We start from the raw sequence: 18,163 nt of genomic DNA on the forward strand, positions 1-18,163 counted from the left end.
CACTATGACAGCTACCGAAATACGCCAGGCTTTTCTTGATTTTTTTGTTTCAAAGGGACACGTTATCGTTCCTTCGGCACCAATTGTAATTAAAAACGACCCAACCCTGATGTTCACCAATGCGGGGATGAACCAGTTTAAAGATATATTTTTGGGCGAAGCAGCAGCCAAGGCAACCCGTGTAGCCGATACTCAACGCTGCCTGCGTGTAAGCGGCAAACATAACGATTTGGAAGAAGTAGGTATTGATACCTACCACCACACCATGTTTGAAATGTTGGGCAACTGGAGCTTTGGTGACTACTTTAAAAAAGAAGCCATAGCCTGGAGTTGGGAATTGTTGACCGAAGTTTATAAACTACCCAAAGACCGCCTGTACGTTACCTATTTTGAAGGCGACGAAAAGGAAGGCCTTGAAAAAGATACCGAAACCTACAACCTGTGGAAGCAGTTTGTAGATGAAGCCCACATATTGCCCGGCAACAAAAAGGATAACTTTTGGGAAATGGGCGAAACTGGTCCATGTGGCCCGTGCTCCGAAATTCATTACGATAGCCGCCCGGATAATGAGCGTGCCGAGGTAAACGGTGCGAAGCTGGTTAATGCCGACCACGACCAGGTGATAGAGATATGGAATAACGTGTTCATGCAGTTTAATCGCTTAAAAGGCGGCGCATTACAGCCATTGCCGGCCAAACATGTAGATACAGGTATGGGCTTTGAGCGTTTGGTGCGTGTGCTGCAAGGCAAAACATCCAACTACGATACGGATGTATTCCAGCCGATGATCCAGTTTATTGCGGAGAAAAGCGGTAAAAAATACAATAGCGCCGCCAAACCCGGCGATGCCGATTGGAACGAAGCCGTGGCCATGCGTGTACTGGCCGACCATATCCGCGCTATCAGTTTTGCCATTGCCGATGGGCAGTTACCTGCAAGTAATAAAGCCGGTTACGTAATCCGCAGGATCCTGCGCCGTGCTGTGCGTTACAGCTACCAGACTTTAGGTTTTAAAGAACCTTTCTTTAACCAGCTGGTGCCTTTACTGGCCGGGCAGTTTAGAGGTGTGTTTGATAACCTTTACAGTCAGAAAGATTTTGTGCAGAAGGTGATTATGGAAGAGGAGGTTTCTTTCTTGAGGACTTTAGAAAAGGGAATAAACAGATTTAATGAATACCTTTTTACTATAGTAGATGACGATATAAAAAGTGAGATTTATAATAAATATAATTTAGGCGACTTTCAGAATAAACCGGTATATCAGACCATATTTGACACAGAAAGTTATAAGATTGAACTTTTTAATAGTGTGTCTGGGAAAACTTTGCCGGGAGAATTTGCTTTTGAGTTATCGGATACATTTGGATTTCCATTAGATTTAACGGAATTGATGGCTCGTGAAAGAGGGATGTCTGTTGATATTTTAGGATATGAAAAATCTCTTGCTGATCAAAAAACTCGCTCCCGCTCCGCTGGCGCCATTGATACCGGCGACTGGGTCACGCTAAAAGACGACGAAACATCCATCTTCACCGGTTACGATGAAACCGAAACCATTGCCCATGTGGTAAAATACCGCAAGGTAACGGCCAAAGGTAAAGAGCAATACCAGATTGTATTGGATAAAACACCTTTCTATGCCGAAAGCGGTGGCCAGGTAGGTGATAAGGGCGAGCTGGTTTTCCCGGATGGTACCATCATTTTGGTAACCGATACCAAAAAAGAAAACGGTTTAACTGTTCACTATGTAGATAACCTGCCCGAGGATATTGAGGATGCTTTAACTGCCATTGTTGACCCTGCTTTGCGCGGGCAAACCAATGCCAACCACTCGGCCACGCACCTGTTGCATGCCGCCATGAAACAGGTATTGGGTAGCCACGTAAACCAAAAAGGATCATTGGTAAACAGCGATTACCTGAGGTTCGATTTTTCGCATTTTGCCAAAGTTACCGATGAGGAACTGGCGCAAATTGAAGCTATCGTAAACCAAAAAGTACGCCAGAACATCCCGCTGAAAGAAGAGCGCAGCGTACTTTATGCCGAAGCCATCACCAGCGGCGTAACCGCCCTGTTTGGCGAAAAATATGGCGAGTATGTACGCGTCATCACTTTCGAAGATGAGTTTAGTAAGGAGCTTTGCGGTGGCACCCACGTACAGGCTACCGGGCAGATTGGCTTCTTTAAAATAATTGCCGAAAGCGCCGTAGCCGCCGGCGTGCGCCGCATTGAAGCCATAACCGGCGTTGCTGCCGAGGTGTACATCACCAACCAAAGCCGTATGGTCGACCAGCTTAAAGATTTGCTTAAAAACCCTAAGGACCTGCCAAAAAGCATAGAAAGTCTGCTGGACGAAAATAGCAAACTGAAAAAAGAAATTGAAAAAGCCATCCTCGAAAAATCGTCAGGCTTAAAAAACGAACTGGCACAAAAAGCCGAGGCTATTAATGGCATCAACTTTATTGCCCAAAAAGTAGCCCTGCCCAATGCCGAAGCCATTAAAAACCTGGCCTACCAGTTAAAAGATATTGTACCCAACCTGTTCCTGGTCCTTGCAGCCGATTTTGACGGCAAACCCAGCCTGACAGTGATGATAGCCGAAAACCTGGTAAAAGAAAAAGGCCTGCACGCCGGCAACATCGTAAAAGAACTTGCCAAAGAAGTAAAAGGCGGCGGCGGCGGCCAGCCATTTTTTGCAACCGCCGGCGGCAGCGATGTGACTGGGCTGGATAATGCGTTGGCCAAGGCGAGGAGTTTTGTGGGGTAATATAAATTTACGCCATGCCAATTATAACCCCCATGTCATTATAAGGCACGAAGCAATCGCCAACTATACATAGTGGACATGTACAGTTCGCGATTGCCGCGCCATCACTCGCGATGACATGGTTGTTTGAATCCTAAAACTCAACGCGTTATTAAACAAAAAAAGACCACGCAATAGGCAGTCTTTTTATTATGTGTATATGCTTAGTGTTTATCGTGTCCTTTATGCTGACCATTATTAGCCGGGTGGTTTACAACACGGGCATGTTGTGCTTTGGCGTGTACAACCCTTGGCCTTGCGTGTACAACACGGGTATGGTTTACAACCCTTGTACGAGTAATTACTCTTGGTTTGGTATGCACAACACGGGTGCGGTTTACCACCCTGGTACGGTTTATTACCCTGGTGCGGTAATGATCGCGTACAATTACGTTGCGCACGCCCCTGTAACGTGCATAGCGGGTACGGTCTACATTGTAATAAGTGTATGCCCTGGGCCTGTTAACAGCTACTTTATAGCCGCTGCGAATATCATAACTGGCATAACGGGGTGGTAAAGCAGGCCTGAATACCCATTGGCCGCCATCAAGGTAAACATATTGGTGCGTTGGTACATAATAATAGCTTTCTACATCGGGCAGGTAGTAATAGTTTACTCCTGTATATTCTGGTGGTGGGTTCCATGCCCCGATTTGTACGCTTAAGTTAACCTGTGCTTTTGTTTCGGTTGTTGATGCTGCAATGGTAATAATACCTGCAAGTAGTCCTAAAATTATTTTTTTCATAGTACCTTCTAAATTATACAACACTATCCAATTATCGTGCCGTGTTACAGGTAGACCCCAGCTGGCACTAAAGGTTTAATGATATAGTAGATAGTCCATAGTCGATGGTCCATAGCGCCTAGTTCATGTTCCATAGTCCATAGTGCATGGTTCATGTTCCATAGTCGATGAGCCATAGTTCATAGTTCATAGTCGATGGTCCATAGCGCATAGTTCATGTTCCATAGTCCATAATTGATGGTCCATAGTGCATGGTTCATGTTCCATAGTCGATGGTCCATCGTCCATGGACTTAAGACTACCAATCACACCTGCTTTATATTTTTTAGCTCCTATTAACCCAAAACGCAACTATACTGTATTAACTTTTATATATTTGACCTTACAATCAGCAAATCACAGCTGAATTTATTTTTATGACAGTTCTCGCAAACGGGATAGGTGAAAAGTACGAATTGGTTGTAGGCCTTGAGGTACATGCCCAGCTATCCACTTTAAGTAAGGTTTTTTCGGCCGATTCTGCCGCTTTTGGTGCCGGGCCTAATCAGCACGTGAGTGCCATATCTTTGGGGCACCCCGGTACTTTGCCTTTTTTAAATAAACGCGCGGTGGAGTATGCCGTTAAAATGGGCCTGGCCTGTAACTGCACTATCAACCTGAATAACAGTTTCGCCCGTAAAAATTATTTCTACGCCGATTTGCCCAAAGGTTACCAGATAACGCAGGATCATGCCCCTATATGCCTGGGTGGTTATGTGCCTGTAAAACTGGCCGATGGCACCGAGAAAAACTTAGCCATCCACCACATCCACATGGAAGAGGATGCCGGCAAAAGTATGCACGACCAGCACCATGCTGATTCGCTTATCGACCTTAACCGTGCCGGTGTGCCCCTGCTGGAAATTGTTACCCAGCCCGATATGCGCAGCGCCGAAGAGGCTGGCCAGTTTTTGACCGAAACCCGTAAAATACTGCGTTACCTTGATATTTGTGATGGTAACATGGAAGAGGGCAGCATGCGTTGCGATGCCAATATATCCGTTCGCCTGCGTGGCGCTACCGAATATGGTAACCGTTGTGAGGTAAAAAACCTCAACTCTATCCGTAATGTGCAGCGTGCCATTGAGCACGAGTTTGCCCGCCAGGTAGCCGTGATTGAAGCCGGCGGCCATATTGACCAAAACACGCTTAACTTTAATGCCGATACCGGCGAAACATCGGTATTGCGCAGCAAGGAGATGGCTAATGATTACCGCTATTTCCCCGAGCCGGATTTAATGCCGTTGGCGCTTACCGAGCAATATGTTGATAGCATACGCAAAAGTTTGCCCGCATTGCCCAACCAGCTTTATCATAAATACCTGGAACTGGGTCTGTCGGCCTATGATGCATCGGTTATTACTGCCGATAAGGATGTGGCCCATTATTTTGAAGAACTGATAAAAGCCACCGACCATTATAAAGCAGCTGCCAACTGGGTAATGGGCGCTGTAAAATCGTACCTGAATGATCATGACGTGGTCATTGGTAACTTTGCTGTTACCCCGGCAAACCTTGCCAGCCTCATTAAACTAATTGACGCGGGCGTGATAAATAATTCTGTAGCTTCGCACAAGTTATTCCCCGCCATGATTAAAGAACCTGGCAAAAATGCCGATGAACTGGCTAAGGAGCTTAACTTGTTAATCAGCGCGGATAATGACGATGTAAACCAGTTTATAAAGGCCGCCATTGCCAAGTTTCCGGATAAGGTAAAAGAGTACCAAAAAGGAAAAAAGGGTGTGTTGGGCTTGTTTATGGGTGAGATTATGAAGCTATCGAAAGGTAAAATAGATCCGCAGAAAACAAACCAGTTATTGATCAAAGAATTAGAAGTAAAATAGTAATGAAATTAAAAAATCTGGCAGTTTACAGTTTACTGTTTTTAACTGCATTTGTTTATTCATGTAAAGATAATTCGCAGTTTACCATTAACGGTACCATTAAAAAACCCGGCAGTTTAAAGCTGGTTTATTTAATTGAAGCCGATAGCAGCCAGCTTAAAGTGGTAGACTCGACCACGTTGAGCGAAGATGGCAAATTTCAATTCAAACACGTAGCGCCTTATGCCAATTTATACAAGCTGCGGATAGGTGGCGCGGGGGGGGGCGATCAATCGGCGGCAGCAAACAACGTTTACGACCTGATTGCGAAAAACGGCGATGATATTGATTTTGAAACCGACAGTAAAGATGCCACGCATACGTATATCATCAAAGGCTCTGATGATTCGGACAAGATAAAAGAGTTTAACAAGATCAGTAATTTTTACGGCGAGAAAAATTCAAAGCTTGTGGCCGAGTACCAGGAGAAATCACAGGCCCTGGGCAAACAATCAGATTCATTGCTGAAAGTTTACATGCCTACCTTCCAAAAAAATGTGGCCGATTATGGCGCTGCCGTTTTAAAGTTTGTTAACGACAACAAATCATCGCTGGCGGCTTTTTATGGCGCAACATCTTTAGATGTGTATAAGTTTGAGCCGCAGCTGGTGGCCTATGCCGATGATATTAAAGATAATTTTAAAGATAATCCCGCGGTGCAATCGTTCGTCAAACAGATGAATAAAATTAAGCCGGTATCTATAGGCCATAAAGCACCCGATTTTACAACCACCGGTATAGATGGTAAACAGGTAAGCCTGGCCGACTATAAAGGTAAATATGTAATGATTGATTTTTGGGCATCATGGTGTGCGCCTTGCCGCCAGGAAAACCCTAACGTGGTTAAACAATATGCCGCGTTTCATTCAAAAGGCTTTAATATTTTAGGTGTATCGTTAGATAAAGACAAAGCTGCATGGCAAAAAGCCATTAACGATGATAAGCTGGAATGGGCTCACGGATCGGATTTAAATAGCTTTGAAGGGCCAACTGAAAGGTTGTACAATATTGAGGCTATCCCGTCAAATTTCATCGTCGACCCGGCCGGAAACATCGTTGCCAAAAATATTACCGGCGCCGATTTGGAAGCTTTTTTAACCAAAACGTTCAAATAGGTTCAATTTATCGTTAAGAAAAGGTAACCATTAACAATTTGTTAATATTTGGGTAACTTTGTGGTGTTGTAAAGTGTATACTTTTATACAAAAAAATTAACGCATCATGAGCAGCTCTCCAAAACAGAAAATTCTTATTGTTGATGATGAACCGGATATTTTAGAGTTGATAGAATACAACCTTAAAAAAGAAGGCTACCAGGTGTTTTTGGCCCGCAATGGCCAGGAAGCCGTAGCCGAGGCCAAGAAATCACTACCTGATCTTATTGTACTTGACATTATGATGCCTAAAATGGATGGCATCGAGGCTTGCCGCATTATGCGTACCATGCCCGAATTTAAAAATACCTTTATGGTGTTTTTAACCGCCCGCAGCGAAGAATACTCAGAAATTGCAGGCTTTAACGTAGGCGCCGATGATTATATAGCTAAACCGATAAAGCCCCGTGCCCTGGTAAGCCGTATAAACGCCATTTTGCGCCGCAACTCGCCAACCGAAGAAACACCCGACAACAAGCTTGAAATTGGCGACCTGGTTATCGACCGCGAAGCTTACCTGGTTTACCAAAAAGGTGTAAAAGTGGTTTTGGCCAAAAAAGAGTTTGAACTGCTATACCTGCTGGCCTCAAAGCCCGGCAAAGTATACACCCGCGAGGTAATCCTGAAAAACATCTGGGAAGACTCGGTAGTGGTAACCAACCGCACCATCGACGTTCACATTCGCAAACTGCGCGAAAAACTTGGTGATGAGGTAGTTGCAACCGTTAAAGGTGTAGGGTATAAGTTTGAATCGTAAGCCCCCTAACCCCCTGAAGGGGGAATTTTTGATTAGCATATTTGAAGCTTTGATTTTCTTAAAGAAAATCGAAGCTTTGTTTTTTTGGGCGTTGCCTGCGGCCGGGCCATCCGTTCATACGCGCACAGGGGCATTAGGCGCGGGCCGGTATCCACTTTTGTCACTAACGCAATTGTCTAAACTCGGATTAAGCAGATTTTTTGGATTATTTGGATTTGATTTGCGTGCGGTCATTTTGGATTAGTAAATGTCTTTATCAATCCATGCAATGAAATCCAAATAATCTGGCTAATCTGCAATCCCGGTTCAGAAATAGAGCGATGAAAGTCAACGTTCAGCTAAAACGGCGTATGCCGCAAAAATTGCCCAGCAATCAATTCATCGCCCTGCAAATCAAATCCAAAAAATCTGATAAATCCGACGAATCCCGGTTCAGAAAAATAGCGTTACAAGCCAACCGCCAAATCAAAATAAAACTAAATCGCCCGAAAGTTGTATATCAGTTAATAAAATTTCTCCCGATGAAAAAAATAGCCTGCATAACCATAGCATTTGTGCTAATACTTAGCGTTTGTTTCGCTGCAATAAACAGCCTTACAGGCAAATGGGCAGGGCCGGTTACATTGCCTGGGAACAAGCCCTTTCAGCTCGGGTACAATTTTAAAGTGGATAGCGGCAAACTTACCGGCACCGCACTAACCCCGGCCGGTGAGGTAAATATTACCGATGGCATGATAAACGGCGACGATTTTTCGTTTAACGTGCCTGTGCCTAATGGCAACGCCCCGCATACCGGAAAACTGTATGCCGATAGCATTGCCCTGCATTTTGTGTACGAGGGGCAGCATTTGGCGGCTACTTTAAAAAGGGTTAACTAAAAAGGCCCGCAAGTTACCCCGCGGACCTTCACCCCCCTCTGATCAAAAAAAAACTATTGTTGTACTACCTGTGCTTTTAAGCTCACAATAATTTTGCCCAGTGAGCCTATTAAGTTTGATGGCAGTTTATTTTTATTAGCGCCTTTAACAACATCGTCAACAAAGGCGTCAAAATCGGCAGCAGTGGCTTTGCCGTTCATACGTGGATTTTTTGCCGGGTCGTGGGCATCAACCATATTGTCGCCTGTGTAAGTGAAGTTTTTTGCGCCTGTGGCAACAGCTACAAAAGTAGTCAGGTTGCCGCTCAATTCGGTAAAGCCCGATAGGTTGCCTTTGGTTACTTCGGATAGCAGCACGGTAAAATGGCCGTTTATCCTGCTATCGCCGGCAATAACAAATATGGTGCTATCTATAACCGAGCGGATACCTAAGCGCCCTTTTTCGATGGTGGTACCTGGTTTTGCCGGATCGGATACCATTACCGATCCGCCTAACGAATCATATAAAGTAGCTTTTACCGGTGTTACCGACGAATTACTGCTGCAAGCCTGCAGAGCGAACATAGCGCTAACGGATAGCGCGATTAACGTTGAAGTGTTTAGTAGTTTTTTCATGTTTTTTAAAGATTAGATTACCTGGGTTATTAGCTTGTAAATTTTATAGGTGTATGATGATTTGGCAACCGGGCAGCCGCTTTTTAAGCTTTGGGCATCGGGCATGTAGCGATCGGCTTTTAGGTCAAGTGCTTTTTTAAGGTTATCAACTACCTGTGTGCCACTGGTTTTAACCGGGAAAAAAGTAAAGATAACGGTGTTCGATTCGGGGTTAACCATTACATGGTCAATTCCCTTTTGCTTGTACATCCAGGCGGCAATGTTATTGGCATCCCTGGTTGTTATGGGCTGCTTAATATCAATGCGGGCCATTACTTTGGTATAGGCATCGGGTGCCGGCCGATAAACAAAATAAATGTGAATGGCCAATACAAAAAACAAGAACACGAAAGTTGATAAACCATAAAGGACGATTTTTTTTACTGTACTTTTTTTCATGAGGATAGGCTTTTGATTTTAATATCTTAATTATGTTTGTTGCGAAATTTTACATTTCTATTATGAAATACGGTGCTTTAATTCTCCCGGTTTTTACATGTCGATAAATAACCTACTTTAAATTAGAGTACTCCTAATGGGTGTAAAAAGATGTTGGGAAAGTGGCTTAAAAAGGGAGAATGGTAGCTGCGTATTTTTACAGGGGCCAATTAGGTAGCTGTGAAGATTAGTTTTTAGCAATAAATTTATTAATCGCTTCTATAATGAAGGTGAAATAAAGTGCAGAAACACCTTAATTCCAAGCTGCTGATCTGCCGCTGATAATTGCCTTTGGCCGGGCCATTTGTTCATAGGTGCTTAAGCGCGGCCAATAACCAATTTGTTCTTAATGCGCTTGTTTGAGGTGGTGTTTGTTTTCTTAAGTTAATAACGGACTTAACGGCCCGCTAATACGATCAATGGATTATTTTTCGTAATCTTATTTTTGCATTATCCGTTACCGTCAACATTTTATTAGTGTTGCTCATATCCAGGTTGTTGCAGCCTAAACAAAAGGTTATGAAACCCGTTATTACATGTTTCTCATTAAATATAACTACGCCAAATTCTGATGCAAAGCAATCTTCAAAGCGGGTCTTTTGATAGGAGTGCTTGCTCAGCAAAATTTCCGTCAGCGTATTTATGTCGGCAACGCTTAGTTTTTTGATCTTATGAAAACAGGAATCAACCTTATTGTTGGCAATAATTGGTGGGCTTTTTGAATCGAGGCAATCATGCGTATTGCGCTGCATTTTATATAAATCAATAAACCTGGCTTGTTTTAAGGTGTTTTCGGCCTTTGTACCCAATTGCTGGCCAGCACAAAAGTTGGCAAAAGAGGAGACGAAGAATATCGCTAATAGATATTTCATTAAACTTTAATGGTTAAGATCGTTGGTTCTTATACGTTAAGGTAGTTTATTTCCTTACGGTCAGCGATGTTAAAATCGCCCTCATTTCTACCGAATCGGCGCTACTGCAGGCTACTTTTGACAGGTGTACATTTACAAACAGATCTTTACCTAACATGGCATAGCCATACATATTTTTTTGTGCAAAGTTGGCACCATCCATCACCACATTATTTTGCCGGTACATGAAATCGTCGGTTGGGGCACCCCAGTCCTCATTATTGCGCTCCATGGGTTTTAGTTTGGAGTAGTTTGAAAAATAAGCAAATGGATAGGCCGGGCTGATATCGGGGCCGCTAATGGCCACTTTTAGCGCATCAACCAGTTGCAATTTTTCATCGTCATTAAGTTTGTAATATAAAACAGAACAAATAAAACCGTCCTGTTCTGCGTAATAGTAGTAATCGGTACCACGCCATTCTTTTTTGAATTTTTTAAACCGGCTGCTTGTCAGTGTAAACGTGGTGCCGTTTCTTTTGGGGTAAGCAAATTCAAACAGGGTACTGTCGGCTATTTTAAAAGCAAGTAACCCGATAATAAGAGCGGTTGCTAAATAAAAAGTATTTTTTTGTTTCATGGTGTTAAGGCTATAAGTACAGTGCTGCAGCCAAATATAGGTTTTATGTTGGATTATGAAATATAGTTTATGCGGGGAACCAAAGGTTAATGCTGTATTTTTTTAACTTTAATCGCCAGGGAATTTATAGCCCCGCAACTATCGCATCACCAGATAATATGAAAGAAAGCAGGATACAAACCTTACACCCCGATAAGGATAAACAAAACAAAATTATCTCGGCCGAAAAGTATGAAGTGATCAAAGCAGCCATCCTGCAAATTTTGCAGGAGCAAAGCCTCACCCATACCCAGCTGATGCAGGCCCTTCATGATAAGGTGCATGTCACCTTCGCCGGCAATGCCCACTGGTACGGCGAAACCGTGAAGCTGGATCTTGAAGCACGCGATATCATAAAACGAAATACGGCCAAGCCCCCGGTTTATAGTATTAATAAACATTGAACCCTGCGCCGCGCTGCAAATTAATATGTTAACTTTAAGCATTTTGCTTTTAGCTTCTCCCTATCGATACTATTTTACCAAAATGTGCTCAGATAATTTCATCGGAGCTTTTTTTTTAGATAGCTGTGTTTTTAACATTTATTTTTAGGGGCATATTATAAACCGAATTCAAAAAGTGCTTATCCAAAATATATGAAAACGTTGCGCCTTTTGCTGTTGCTATCTGTTTGCCCTTTAGTCGTATCAGCACAAACAGCTGGCAGCGACCAGAAATCAAGGGCGCATATTTGTATAGATACCGGTTGGCGGTTTGCCTATGGGCATCCGTTTGATGCCGCTAAGGATTTTAACAACGGCACCGGCTATTTCTCTTATTTTGCCAAAGCTGGCTATGGCGATGGTGCCGCCGCCGCTGATTTTGACGACAGGCCCTGGCGCAAGCTCGATTTGCCGCACGATTGGGCGGCCGAACTTGGCTTTAGCGAAAAGGCAAGTTTTAGCCATGGTTTTAAAGCCCTGGGCCGCAATTTTCCGGAAAGCAGCGTAGGCTGGTACCGCAAAAAGTTTACTATGCCACAGCAGGATTTTGGCCGCCATATCACCATTGCATTTGATGGTGTTTTTCGCAACTCCACCATTTGGGTAAACGGGCATTACCTGGGTACCGAGTTAAGCGGCTACAACGGTTTTGAATATGATATTACCCAGCTTTTAAACTACGGCGGCGATAATACCATCGCCGTAAGGGTAGATGCCACTATGGAAGAGGGCTGGTTTTATGAAGGGGCCGGCATTTACAGGCATGTATGGCTCAATAAAACGTCGCCGCTGCATATTGCCGCCAACGGTACATTTGTGAGCAGCACTGTTGGTAACGGCAAGGCGCAAATAACCGTTAAAACTAATATAAGCAATTACGATACCGGGGCAGACAATTTTGCCATCGTACAAAAAGTTTATGACCGTCAAGGCCGTTTGCTGACTACCAAACAAACTGACGGCAATAGCCTGCAACCTTTTAAAACGGGAGAGTATAGCAGCCAGTTGGAGATAGCACACCCTAAATTATGGTCGGTTGATACGCCGTACCTGCACCGTTTGGTTACCACCATTTTGGTAAATAATGTGCCCGTTGATGAATATGTAACACGCTTTGGCATACGTACCCTGCGTTTTGACGCCAACAGCGGCTTTTACCTGAACGGTAAACGGCTGGAAATAAAAGGCACCAATAACCACCAGGAGCATGCGGGAGTGGGTACAGCCATACCCGACGAACTGCAGTACTATAGAATTGCCCGTTTAAAAGAAATGGGTAGTAACGCTTATCGCTGTTCGCACAACCCGCCTACGCCCCAATTGCTGGATGCCTGCGATAGCTTGGGTATGCTGGTGATTGACGAAAATCGCTTGATGGGTATAGATGAGTACCACCTGGGTAACCTGAAAAAAATGATTGACCGCGATCGCAACCATCCAAGCGTGATCAGTTGGTCGGTGGGTAACGAGGAGTGGGGGATAGAAAACTCGGAGACAGGTGCACGCATTGCAACCACCATGCAGGCCTTTGTAAAAAGCCTGGATACCACCCGTGCGGTTACCGCGGCGTTTAGCGGCGGCTGGGGGCAGGGCTTATCTGGTGTGATGGATTTAATAGGTTTTAACTACATAGCACAGGAAAACCCAGATGCGCAGCACCAGAAATTCCCGCAGCAAAAAGGTTGGGGCACCGAGGAAGGATCGACCTTTGCCACCCGCGGGATTTACTTCACCAATGATTCGCTTCATTATAAATCTGCTTACGATGCCAAGCCAAGGCCGAATGCCTACAGCATTGAAGAGGGCTGGCAATACTATGCCAAACGGCCATTTTTAGCAGGTATGTTTATCTGGACGGGATTTGATTACCGGGGCGAGCCTACACCCTATGGATGGCCATCTATCGGGTCGTACTTTGGGATGCTCGATCAGTGCGGTTTTGCTAAGGATGATGCCTGGTACCTGCAGGCCTGGTGGGACAGCAAGCCGGTGCTGCACCTGTTGCCGCACTGGAACTGGAAAGGCAAAGAAAACCAGTCCATAAACGTTTGGGCCTATAGCAATTGCGACGAAGTGGAACTGTTTTTAAACGGTAAAACCCAGGGCAAAAAAGCCATGGCCAAAAACGGGCACCTGGAATGGGCGGTTCCTTACAGCCCCGGGATACTGAAGGCTATTGGCTATACCGGCGGCAAACAGGTATTAACCGAAACCGTGCAAACTACCGGCTCCCCGCAAGCCATCGCCCTTGAAGCGCATAAAAATACCCTGAAAGCCGATGCGCAGGATGTAGCCGTAATTAAGGTTAGCCTGCTTGACAAAAAAGGACTGGCGGTACCCGATGCCAATAATGAAATAAGTTTTAAAATTGAAGGGCCGGGCAGAATTATAGGAGTAGGCAATGGCAACCCGACCTCGCTTGAGCCCGATAAGTACCTGGAAACGATAGTAAATATGCCCATCGAGGCCTTGAAAGAATTGCCGGTACCCGATACCATCCGCAAAAGCGAAACAGTCGAAACCTTTGATGATAGCGGCTGGAAAAAGGCATTTACCAATATAAGTGATACCAGCGTAAAAGCCTGGGTTTATCGCGGCAGTATTAATTTAACCGATGATTTAACGCGACAGCCGCTCAGCTTTTTTTATAAAAGTATAGGCCGCAAGCAATCGGTATATTTTAATGGCCATTTGCTGGCTGCCAATGTCGATTATCATAAAGACCAGGATGTGTTTAACATCAGCAAAGCCTTTTTAAAGCCAGGGAAAAACAGCATAGTTATTGTTGCCTTACCTATCAAAAAACTGCACCCCTGGGATAACCCTAACCAGGATCCCGGCGTAATTCAGTTTAAGGCACCTGCCGCTGCCTGGAAAAGAAAGCTGTTCAATGGCCTGGCCCAGGTTATTATCCAATCAGACGGAAGCCATGCTGGGCCAATCACTTTAACCGCTAATTCGGCAGGGTTAAAAGAAAAGAAAATAGTTATTAATGCGGATAAGTAGAAAGATAGTCTTGAGTTGGGAGTCTTAAGTTCTGAGGAGCTGTTTGCAAGTTTCTGATTACCGATATCGAATATCCGTCATTGCGAGGTACGAAGCAATCTCGAAGTATGTGGGACTTAGCATGTAGGGGATTGCTTCGTGCCTCGCAATGACGGTAGGTTAGAACATTGGTTTAACTCAAATGCTCTTCATAACGATTTCACCTGATGGGGCACTCGCGATGACGCTCTCGCAGGGCTGTGTTACTTAAATAATGCTTTGCTCGGTCGGGTGCTCCTGGTAAAATTGTTCCAGTTGCTTCAGTACTTCAACCTGGCTTTTACGGGGGTTAATAAAGGTGCGCACTTTTTTTACCATCGCAAGGGCATCGTTAAAAGTTAAACCTGTTTTAAGCAAATAGGCAATAGTCATGGTTGGGCCGCGGCCAAGGCCCTGGCGGCAATGGATGTATACCTTGCCCCCGTTTTTTATTGCAGCATCGGCAAAGTTGGCTCCTTCTTTTAACACATCAAGCGGCGGTGGGGTATTATCGGGCGTGGGCAAATGCAGGTAACGAAAACCCTTATATTGTGCGCCGGTATAGATGGAATGCATCCGCATATTTATAATTGCTGTAACACCTAAAGATTTCAGTTTGCGCAAACCCACCAAATTATATTGGCTGCCTAAGTACAGGTTAGCAGTTATCTGGCATCGCTTAAGCTGGGGCAGCCCGGTTATTATGCGGTAAGCATTATCATAAGCCATTTGGGCCGATAAATAAACTACCTTTAAAATACTTTTAATTTTTGCAAGCATATTGTTTTGCTGTTTTTAACGCGGCACTAATATATTGATAGCTGCCGGAACAACTTTAATGGCTAACTTTTTTGCCTTTTGTTCGCAATCATCACGGATAAATGCCTGTTCGGCATCCATTTGTATAACTATATTTTTGCACCGCCAATGCTTTAAAGCTTCGGTTTGGTTTTGCAGCAAGGTGTTGCCGGCAATTTTTAACACAGATGTTAAATCGTTATCGCCCATCAGTATTACATCCAGCAAGCCATCTGTTATACTGATGCCGGGCAGCATATCTAAACCGGCAAAGCCAATATTGCCCGAATTGGTTATCGTGAGCGAAACGGCCGTTTCTTCTATCTCCTTACTATCTATCTTTAGTTTGTATTTTACCGGCGTGGCATTTACCATGGTTTTAATAGCAGTATAACCGTAAGCCAGCTGGCCAATGGTATCTTTTAGCCCGCGGCCGGCCTGTAAAATCATATCGGCCATAATACCCAGGTTAACCCGTAATAAAAAAGGATGGCCGTTTACCAGTCCCATATCAACGGCTTTTAATTTGTGGTGGCTTTTTATGAGTTCAAGAGCAGAAATGCTATCGAGGGGAATTTGCAGCTGTTTTGCCATAACGTTGGCCGTGCCGCCAGGAATGATGGCCATTGGTGTAGCCGTTCCGTGTAAGGCGCCGGCCGTATCTGTTACAGACCCATCGCCGCCATATACCACAATTAAATCAGTTTTGCCGATAAGTTTTTTTGCAATATCACCGGGGTTTTTGTGGCGCTGAGTAACAGATACATCCCATTTGATGGCGCTGTTGTCAAAAACCTGGTTAATGTAGGTGAGTATAGGCTCTTCCTTACCTGATGCCGGGTTGATAATAAAATGGATATGTTTAAATTTCATTGCTTAACCTTCGGCTTTTCAACACGGAAGATAGGTAATAGTTTGATTTATTTGGGCGGCGATAAAGCTTTTGTGTACAGCCCTAAATCCTAAACAGCTCCGACTTAAGTTTTGTCATTTGGCCTAATAACGTGGTAACCGGCACTTTAGTGCTGCCAGACAGCTGCGCTACTTTGGCTACTGCAAAATTTAATGTTTCAATCTCTGTTTCCCGTTTGTTGAGGATATCCTGGTAGGTAGATATCTTTTGCCCGTCGGACATTTTACTTATCATCAGCACGTTTTCTAATACATCGTGCTCTGTTAACTGGATGTTGTTCTGGTTGGCTATCGCAACGCATTCAGCAATTACCGTTTTGGCTATTTGTAAGGCTGCTTCATTACGGTGAAATACTCCATTATCAATCTCGAGCAACGGGCATATCGAATTAAATACGCAATTGCTGATTGCTTTTTTCCAGATCACCGTTTGGATGTTCGCCTCGGCCCTAAATGAAAATACATCGGTATTCAGTTCATCAACAATACTATCCAGGTTATCAAATGAGCTTTTAATAACCCCTATGGGTGATGATGCAACCGGCCTGAACCTTACTTTATTGGTTGAAACCGATTGACTGGTTACAAATAGTACACACCGGTATAATTCGGTAAAGCCCGCGTCGATAAAACTATCTTCAATATGAAGTCCGTTTTGAAGGAATACGATGGGCGAGTGTTTTGCTTTAAATTTGAGTTTTTCTGCTAGTTCCTGGTTGCCGAATGATTTGTTGGTTAACAAGATAAGCCCATCAAGCTGCGTATAATTATTTAGGGTGCTGATGGTTACTTCGGCCTGCAGTGTATTGTTTTCCGTTTCTATCTCCAGCAACTCGCGGCTGGCGGGCTTATCATCTACGCTGCCGCGCAGTATGATAACCTTTTTGCCTTTTAGGGTTAGGGCTACTGCCAAAGCCTTGGCAACAACGCCATTACCTATAATGTATATGTTTGTATCAACCTTTATAGTTTGCTCAGATACTGATTCCATAACGTTTTAATTTGTATAGTTTTAACAGACCACCCACATTTAGTTATTTAGCTGCAATTCCATCTGGATGTTGCAACGCTCGTAAGGCGTAAACCGGCCAACCACTTTTTTAAATCCTAATTTTTGATACAGGCTGATGGCTTGTTTAAGCATGGTATTGCTTTCAAGATAAAGTGTGTTGCCACCCCGGGCTTTGGCGCGTTCGGCAATGGCCTTGCCCAACAGCCAACCTATGCCTTTGCCATGTGCTTTGGGCGAAACCGCCATTTTTGCCAATTCATAATCATATTCGGGATCGTCCATTTTAAGCAATGCACATACGCCAACAGGTTCGCCTTTGTACAGGGCAACCAATATTTCGCCGCCCTTGTTTAAAATGTATTCCTGCGGATGGTCGAGCGATTGGTAGTCTTTTTCTTCCATTTTAAAGTAGGTGCTTATCCACTCCACGTTAAGTTCGCGGAATGCCTTACTATATTGCTCTTCAAAAGGTACAATCGTAACGTCGCGGCCCTCTCTTAATTTTTTCTCGTCCTGAACCCGCTTTAACAGCGATTTTTGTTCGAGCATAAATTCCCACTCGCCGATGGCCTCCCACAGGTTGTGCCGCGTATTATCCAAAATGCCTTCTACCGCGTTTTTAACATCAACCAACTGGTACTGCAGTTTTTCATTAACTTGTTTCCCCTTGCCAGATAGCGAGAGTACATTCCTGCGGCCGTCATTGGCGTCTTTACCTTCGGTTACCAGTCCCTTCTTCACCATCTCGGATACAATTTTGCTAACAGAAGGGTGGGAGTGCCCAATATGCTGCGCAATTTCAGTTATGGTAAAGTTGCCTTGTGATAAAGTATAAAAAACGGGAAACCACTTAGGCTGCATGTCAATTCCAAACATCCGGTAAATGTTTGCAGCGTCGTCCGTAATCTTTTCCTGGAGCATTCGCAGCCTGCTGCCAATGCCCGCTTTTCCAACTGAATTAAAAAATGAATTTTCCATTTAAACAAATTACGTAATTAGTTACGTAATTTGCAAACGGTATTTGGACGCTTAAATCACTGTTATCAAATAATGGTTTTAAAATAGAGATAGAAGCAGTAAAACCGGGCAATAC

At 44.1% G+C, this 18,163-nt stretch carries 16 protein-coding genes; 7 read left to right on the forward strand and 9 right to left on the reverse strand.

Annotated elements, in window-relative coordinates:
* The first annotated feature begins 4 nt into the window (after positions 1-4).
* Positions 5-2,767, forward strand: a complete 2,763-nt coding sequence (gene alaS, locus BMX56_RS09665; protein ID WP_090645205.1) for an alanine--tRNA ligase — start codon at positions 5-7, stop codon at positions 2,765-2,767.
* A 203-nt stretch (positions 2,768-2,970) separates the two neighbouring features.
* Here alaS and BMX56_RS09670 read toward each other — a convergent pair whose 3' ends face one another.
* Positions 2,971-3,552 (reverse strand): hypothetical protein, encoded by a 582-nt coding sequence (locus BMX56_RS09670; protein WP_090645208.1) that lies wholly within the window; start codon positions 3,550-3,552, stop codon positions 2,971-2,973.
* 416 nt (positions 3,553-3,968) lie between these two features.
* Between BMX56_RS09670 and gatB the strand changes: the two genes are divergently transcribed.
* The 4 genes from gatB (at position 3,969) to BMX56_RS09695 (ending at position 8,263) form a co-directional block, all read left to right on the forward strand.
* Positions 3,969-5,435 carry an Asp-tRNA(Asn)/Glu-tRNA(Gln) amidotransferase subunit GatB gene (gatB, locus tag BMX56_RS09675; RefSeq protein WP_090645211.1) on the forward strand — a complete coding sequence of 489 codons (1,467 nt, stop codon included), beginning with the start codon at positions 3,969-3,971 and terminating at the stop codon, positions 5,433-5,435.
* A 2-nt stretch (positions 5,436-5,437) separates the two neighbouring features.
* Complete coding sequence (locus BMX56_RS09680) at positions 5,438-6,589, forward strand: redoxin domain-containing protein (RefSeq protein ID WP_090645214.1); 1,152 nt, start codon at positions 5,438-5,440, stop codon at positions 6,587-6,589.
* 106 nt (positions 6,590-6,695) lie between these two features.
* Entirely contained in the window at positions 6,696-7,385 is a 690-nt protein-coding gene (locus tag BMX56_RS09685; protein ID WP_090645217.1) for a response regulator transcription factor, read from the forward strand.
* Positions 7,386-7,906: 521 nt separating this feature from the next.
* A complete protein-coding gene (locus BMX56_RS09695) occupies positions 7,907-8,263 on the forward strand; it encodes a glycoside hydrolase (RefSeq protein ID WP_143065415.1) in 357 nt (118 codons plus the stop codon).
* A gap of 53 nt (positions 8,264-8,316) precedes the next feature.
* Here BMX56_RS09695 and BMX56_RS09700 read toward each other — a convergent pair whose 3' ends face one another.
* The 4 genes from BMX56_RS09700 to BMX56_RS09720 form a co-directional block, all read right to left on the reverse strand.
* Positions 8,317-8,877 (reverse strand): globin family protein, encoded by a 561-nt coding sequence (locus tag BMX56_RS09700; RefSeq protein ID WP_143065416.1) that lies wholly within the window; start codon positions 8,875-8,877, stop codon positions 8,317-8,319.
* 12 nt (positions 8,878-8,889) lie between these two features.
* A complete protein-coding gene (locus BMX56_RS09710; protein ID WP_090645230.1) occupies positions 8,890-9,315 on the reverse strand; it encodes a hypothetical protein in 426 nt (141 codons plus the stop codon).
* Positions 9,316-9,770: 455 nt separating this feature from the next.
* Positions 9,771-10,226, reverse strand: coding sequence for a hypothetical protein (locus tag BMX56_RS09715; RefSeq protein WP_143065417.1), 456 nt, complete (start codon positions 10,224-10,226; stop codon positions 9,771-9,773).
* Positions 10,227-10,272: 46 nt separating this feature from the next.
* Positions 10,273-10,842: a hypothetical protein gene (locus BMX56_RS09720; protein WP_090645236.1), complete on the reverse strand. Its 570-nt coding sequence runs from the start codon at positions 10,840-10,842 to the stop codon at positions 10,273-10,275.
* An 89-nt stretch (positions 10,843-10,931) separates the two neighbouring features.
* On the opposite strand from BMX56_RS09720, the gene BMX56_RS09725 reads away from it, so the two are divergent.
* Positions 10,932-11,285 (forward strand): DUF6958 family protein, encoded by a 354-nt coding sequence (locus tag BMX56_RS09725; protein WP_090645239.1) that lies wholly within the window; start codon positions 10,932-10,934, stop codon positions 11,283-11,285.
* 192 nt (positions 11,286-11,477) lie between these two features.
* Positions 11,478-14,330, forward strand: a complete 2,853-nt coding sequence (gene galA, locus BMX56_RS09730; protein WP_090645242.1) for a beta-galactosidase GalA — start codon at positions 11,478-11,480, stop codon at positions 14,328-14,330.
* A 246-nt stretch (positions 14,331-14,576) separates the two neighbouring features.
* Here galA and BMX56_RS09735 read toward each other — a convergent pair whose 3' ends face one another.
* The 4 genes from BMX56_RS09735 to BMX56_RS09750 all read right to left on the reverse strand — a co-directional run bounded on the left by BMX56_RS09735 (position 14,577) and on the right by BMX56_RS09750 (position 18,048).
* The gene (locus BMX56_RS09735; RefSeq protein ID WP_090645245.1) at positions 14,577-15,128 is read right to left on the reverse strand and encodes a dual specificity protein phosphatase family protein; all 552 of its coding nucleotides are present in this window, start codon (positions 15,126-15,128) and stop codon (positions 14,577-14,579) included.
* Positions 15,129-15,143: 15 nt separating this feature from the next.
* Complete coding sequence (locus BMX56_RS09740) at positions 15,144-16,019, reverse strand: diacylglycerol/lipid kinase family protein (RefSeq protein WP_090645248.1); 876 nt, start codon at positions 16,017-16,019, stop codon at positions 15,144-15,146.
* 82 nt (positions 16,020-16,101) lie between these two features.
* The gene (locus BMX56_RS09745) at positions 16,102-17,049 is read right to left on the reverse strand and encodes a ketopantoate reductase family protein (protein ID WP_090645251.1); all 948 of its coding nucleotides are present in this window, start codon (positions 17,047-17,049) and stop codon (positions 16,102-16,104) included.
* Positions 17,050-17,088: 39 nt separating this feature from the next.
* Positions 17,089-18,048 (reverse strand): bifunctional helix-turn-helix transcriptional regulator/GNAT family N-acetyltransferase, encoded by a 960-nt coding sequence (locus BMX56_RS09750; RefSeq protein ID WP_090645254.1) that lies wholly within the window; start codon positions 18,046-18,048, stop codon positions 17,089-17,091.
* Between the last annotated feature and the right edge of the window lie 115 nt (positions 18,049-18,163).

Source organism: Mucilaginibacter sp. OK283, assembly GCF_900110415.1.
Taxonomy (GTDB): domain Bacteria; phylum Bacteroidota; class Bacteroidia; order Sphingobacteriales; family Sphingobacteriaceae; genus Mucilaginibacter.

Bases quoted from the DNA above. Each gene is read 5' to 3' on its own strand.
- alaS (WP_090645205.1), top strand. From the start codon at position 5: ATGACAGCTACCGAAATACGCCAGGCTTTTCTTGATTTTTTTGTTTCA.
- BMX56_RS09670 (WP_090645208.1), bottom strand. From the start codon at position 3,552: ATGAAAAAAATAATTTTAGGACTACTTGCAGGTATTATTACCATTGCA.
- gatB (WP_090645211.1), top strand. From the start codon at position 3,969: ATGACAGTTCTCGCAAACGGGATAGGTGAAAAGTACGAATTGGTTGTA.
- BMX56_RS09680 (WP_090645214.1), top strand. From the start codon at position 5,438: ATGAAATTAAAAAATCTGGCAGTTTACAGTTTACTGTTTTTAACTGCA.
- BMX56_RS09685 (WP_090645217.1), top strand. From the start codon at position 6,696: ATGAGCAGCTCTCCAAAACAGAAAATTCTTATTGTTGATGATGAACCG.
- BMX56_RS09695 (WP_143065415.1), top strand. From the start codon at position 7,907: ATGAAAAAAATAGCCTGCATAACCATAGCATTTGTGCTAATACTTAGC.
- BMX56_RS09700 (WP_143065416.1), bottom strand. From the start codon at position 8,877: ATGAAAAAACTACTAAACACTTCAACGTTAATCGCGCTATCCGTTAGC.
- BMX56_RS09710 (WP_090645230.1), bottom strand. From the start codon at position 9,315: ATGAAAAAAAGTACAGTAAAAAAAATCGTCCTTTATGGTTTATCAACT.
- BMX56_RS09715 (WP_143065417.1), bottom strand. From the start codon at position 10,226: ATGAAATATCTATTAGCGATATTCTTCGTCTCCTCTTTTGCCAACTTT.
- BMX56_RS09720 (WP_090645236.1), bottom strand. From the start codon at position 10,842: ATGAAACAAAAAAATACTTTTTATTTAGCAACCGCTCTTATTATCGGG.
- BMX56_RS09725 (WP_090645239.1), top strand. From the start codon at position 10,932: ATGCTGTATTTTTTTAACTTTAATCGCCAGGGAATTTATAGCCCCGCA.
- galA (WP_090645242.1), top strand. From the start codon at position 11,478: ATGAAAACGTTGCGCCTTTTGCTGTTGCTATCTGTTTGCCCTTTAGTC.
- BMX56_RS09735 (WP_090645245.1), bottom strand. From the start codon at position 15,128: ATGCTTGCAAAAATTAAAAGTATTTTAAAGGTAGTTTATTTATCGGCC.
- BMX56_RS09740 (WP_090645248.1), bottom strand. From the start codon at position 16,019: ATGAAATTTAAACATATCCATTTTATTATCAACCCGGCATCAGGTAAG.
- BMX56_RS09745 (WP_090645251.1), bottom strand. From the start codon at position 17,049: ATGGAATCAGTATCTGAGCAAACTATAAAGGTTGATACAAACATATAC.
- BMX56_RS09750 (WP_090645254.1), bottom strand. From the start codon at position 18,048: ATGGAAAATTCATTTTTTAATTCAGTTGGAAAAGCGGGCATTGGCAGC.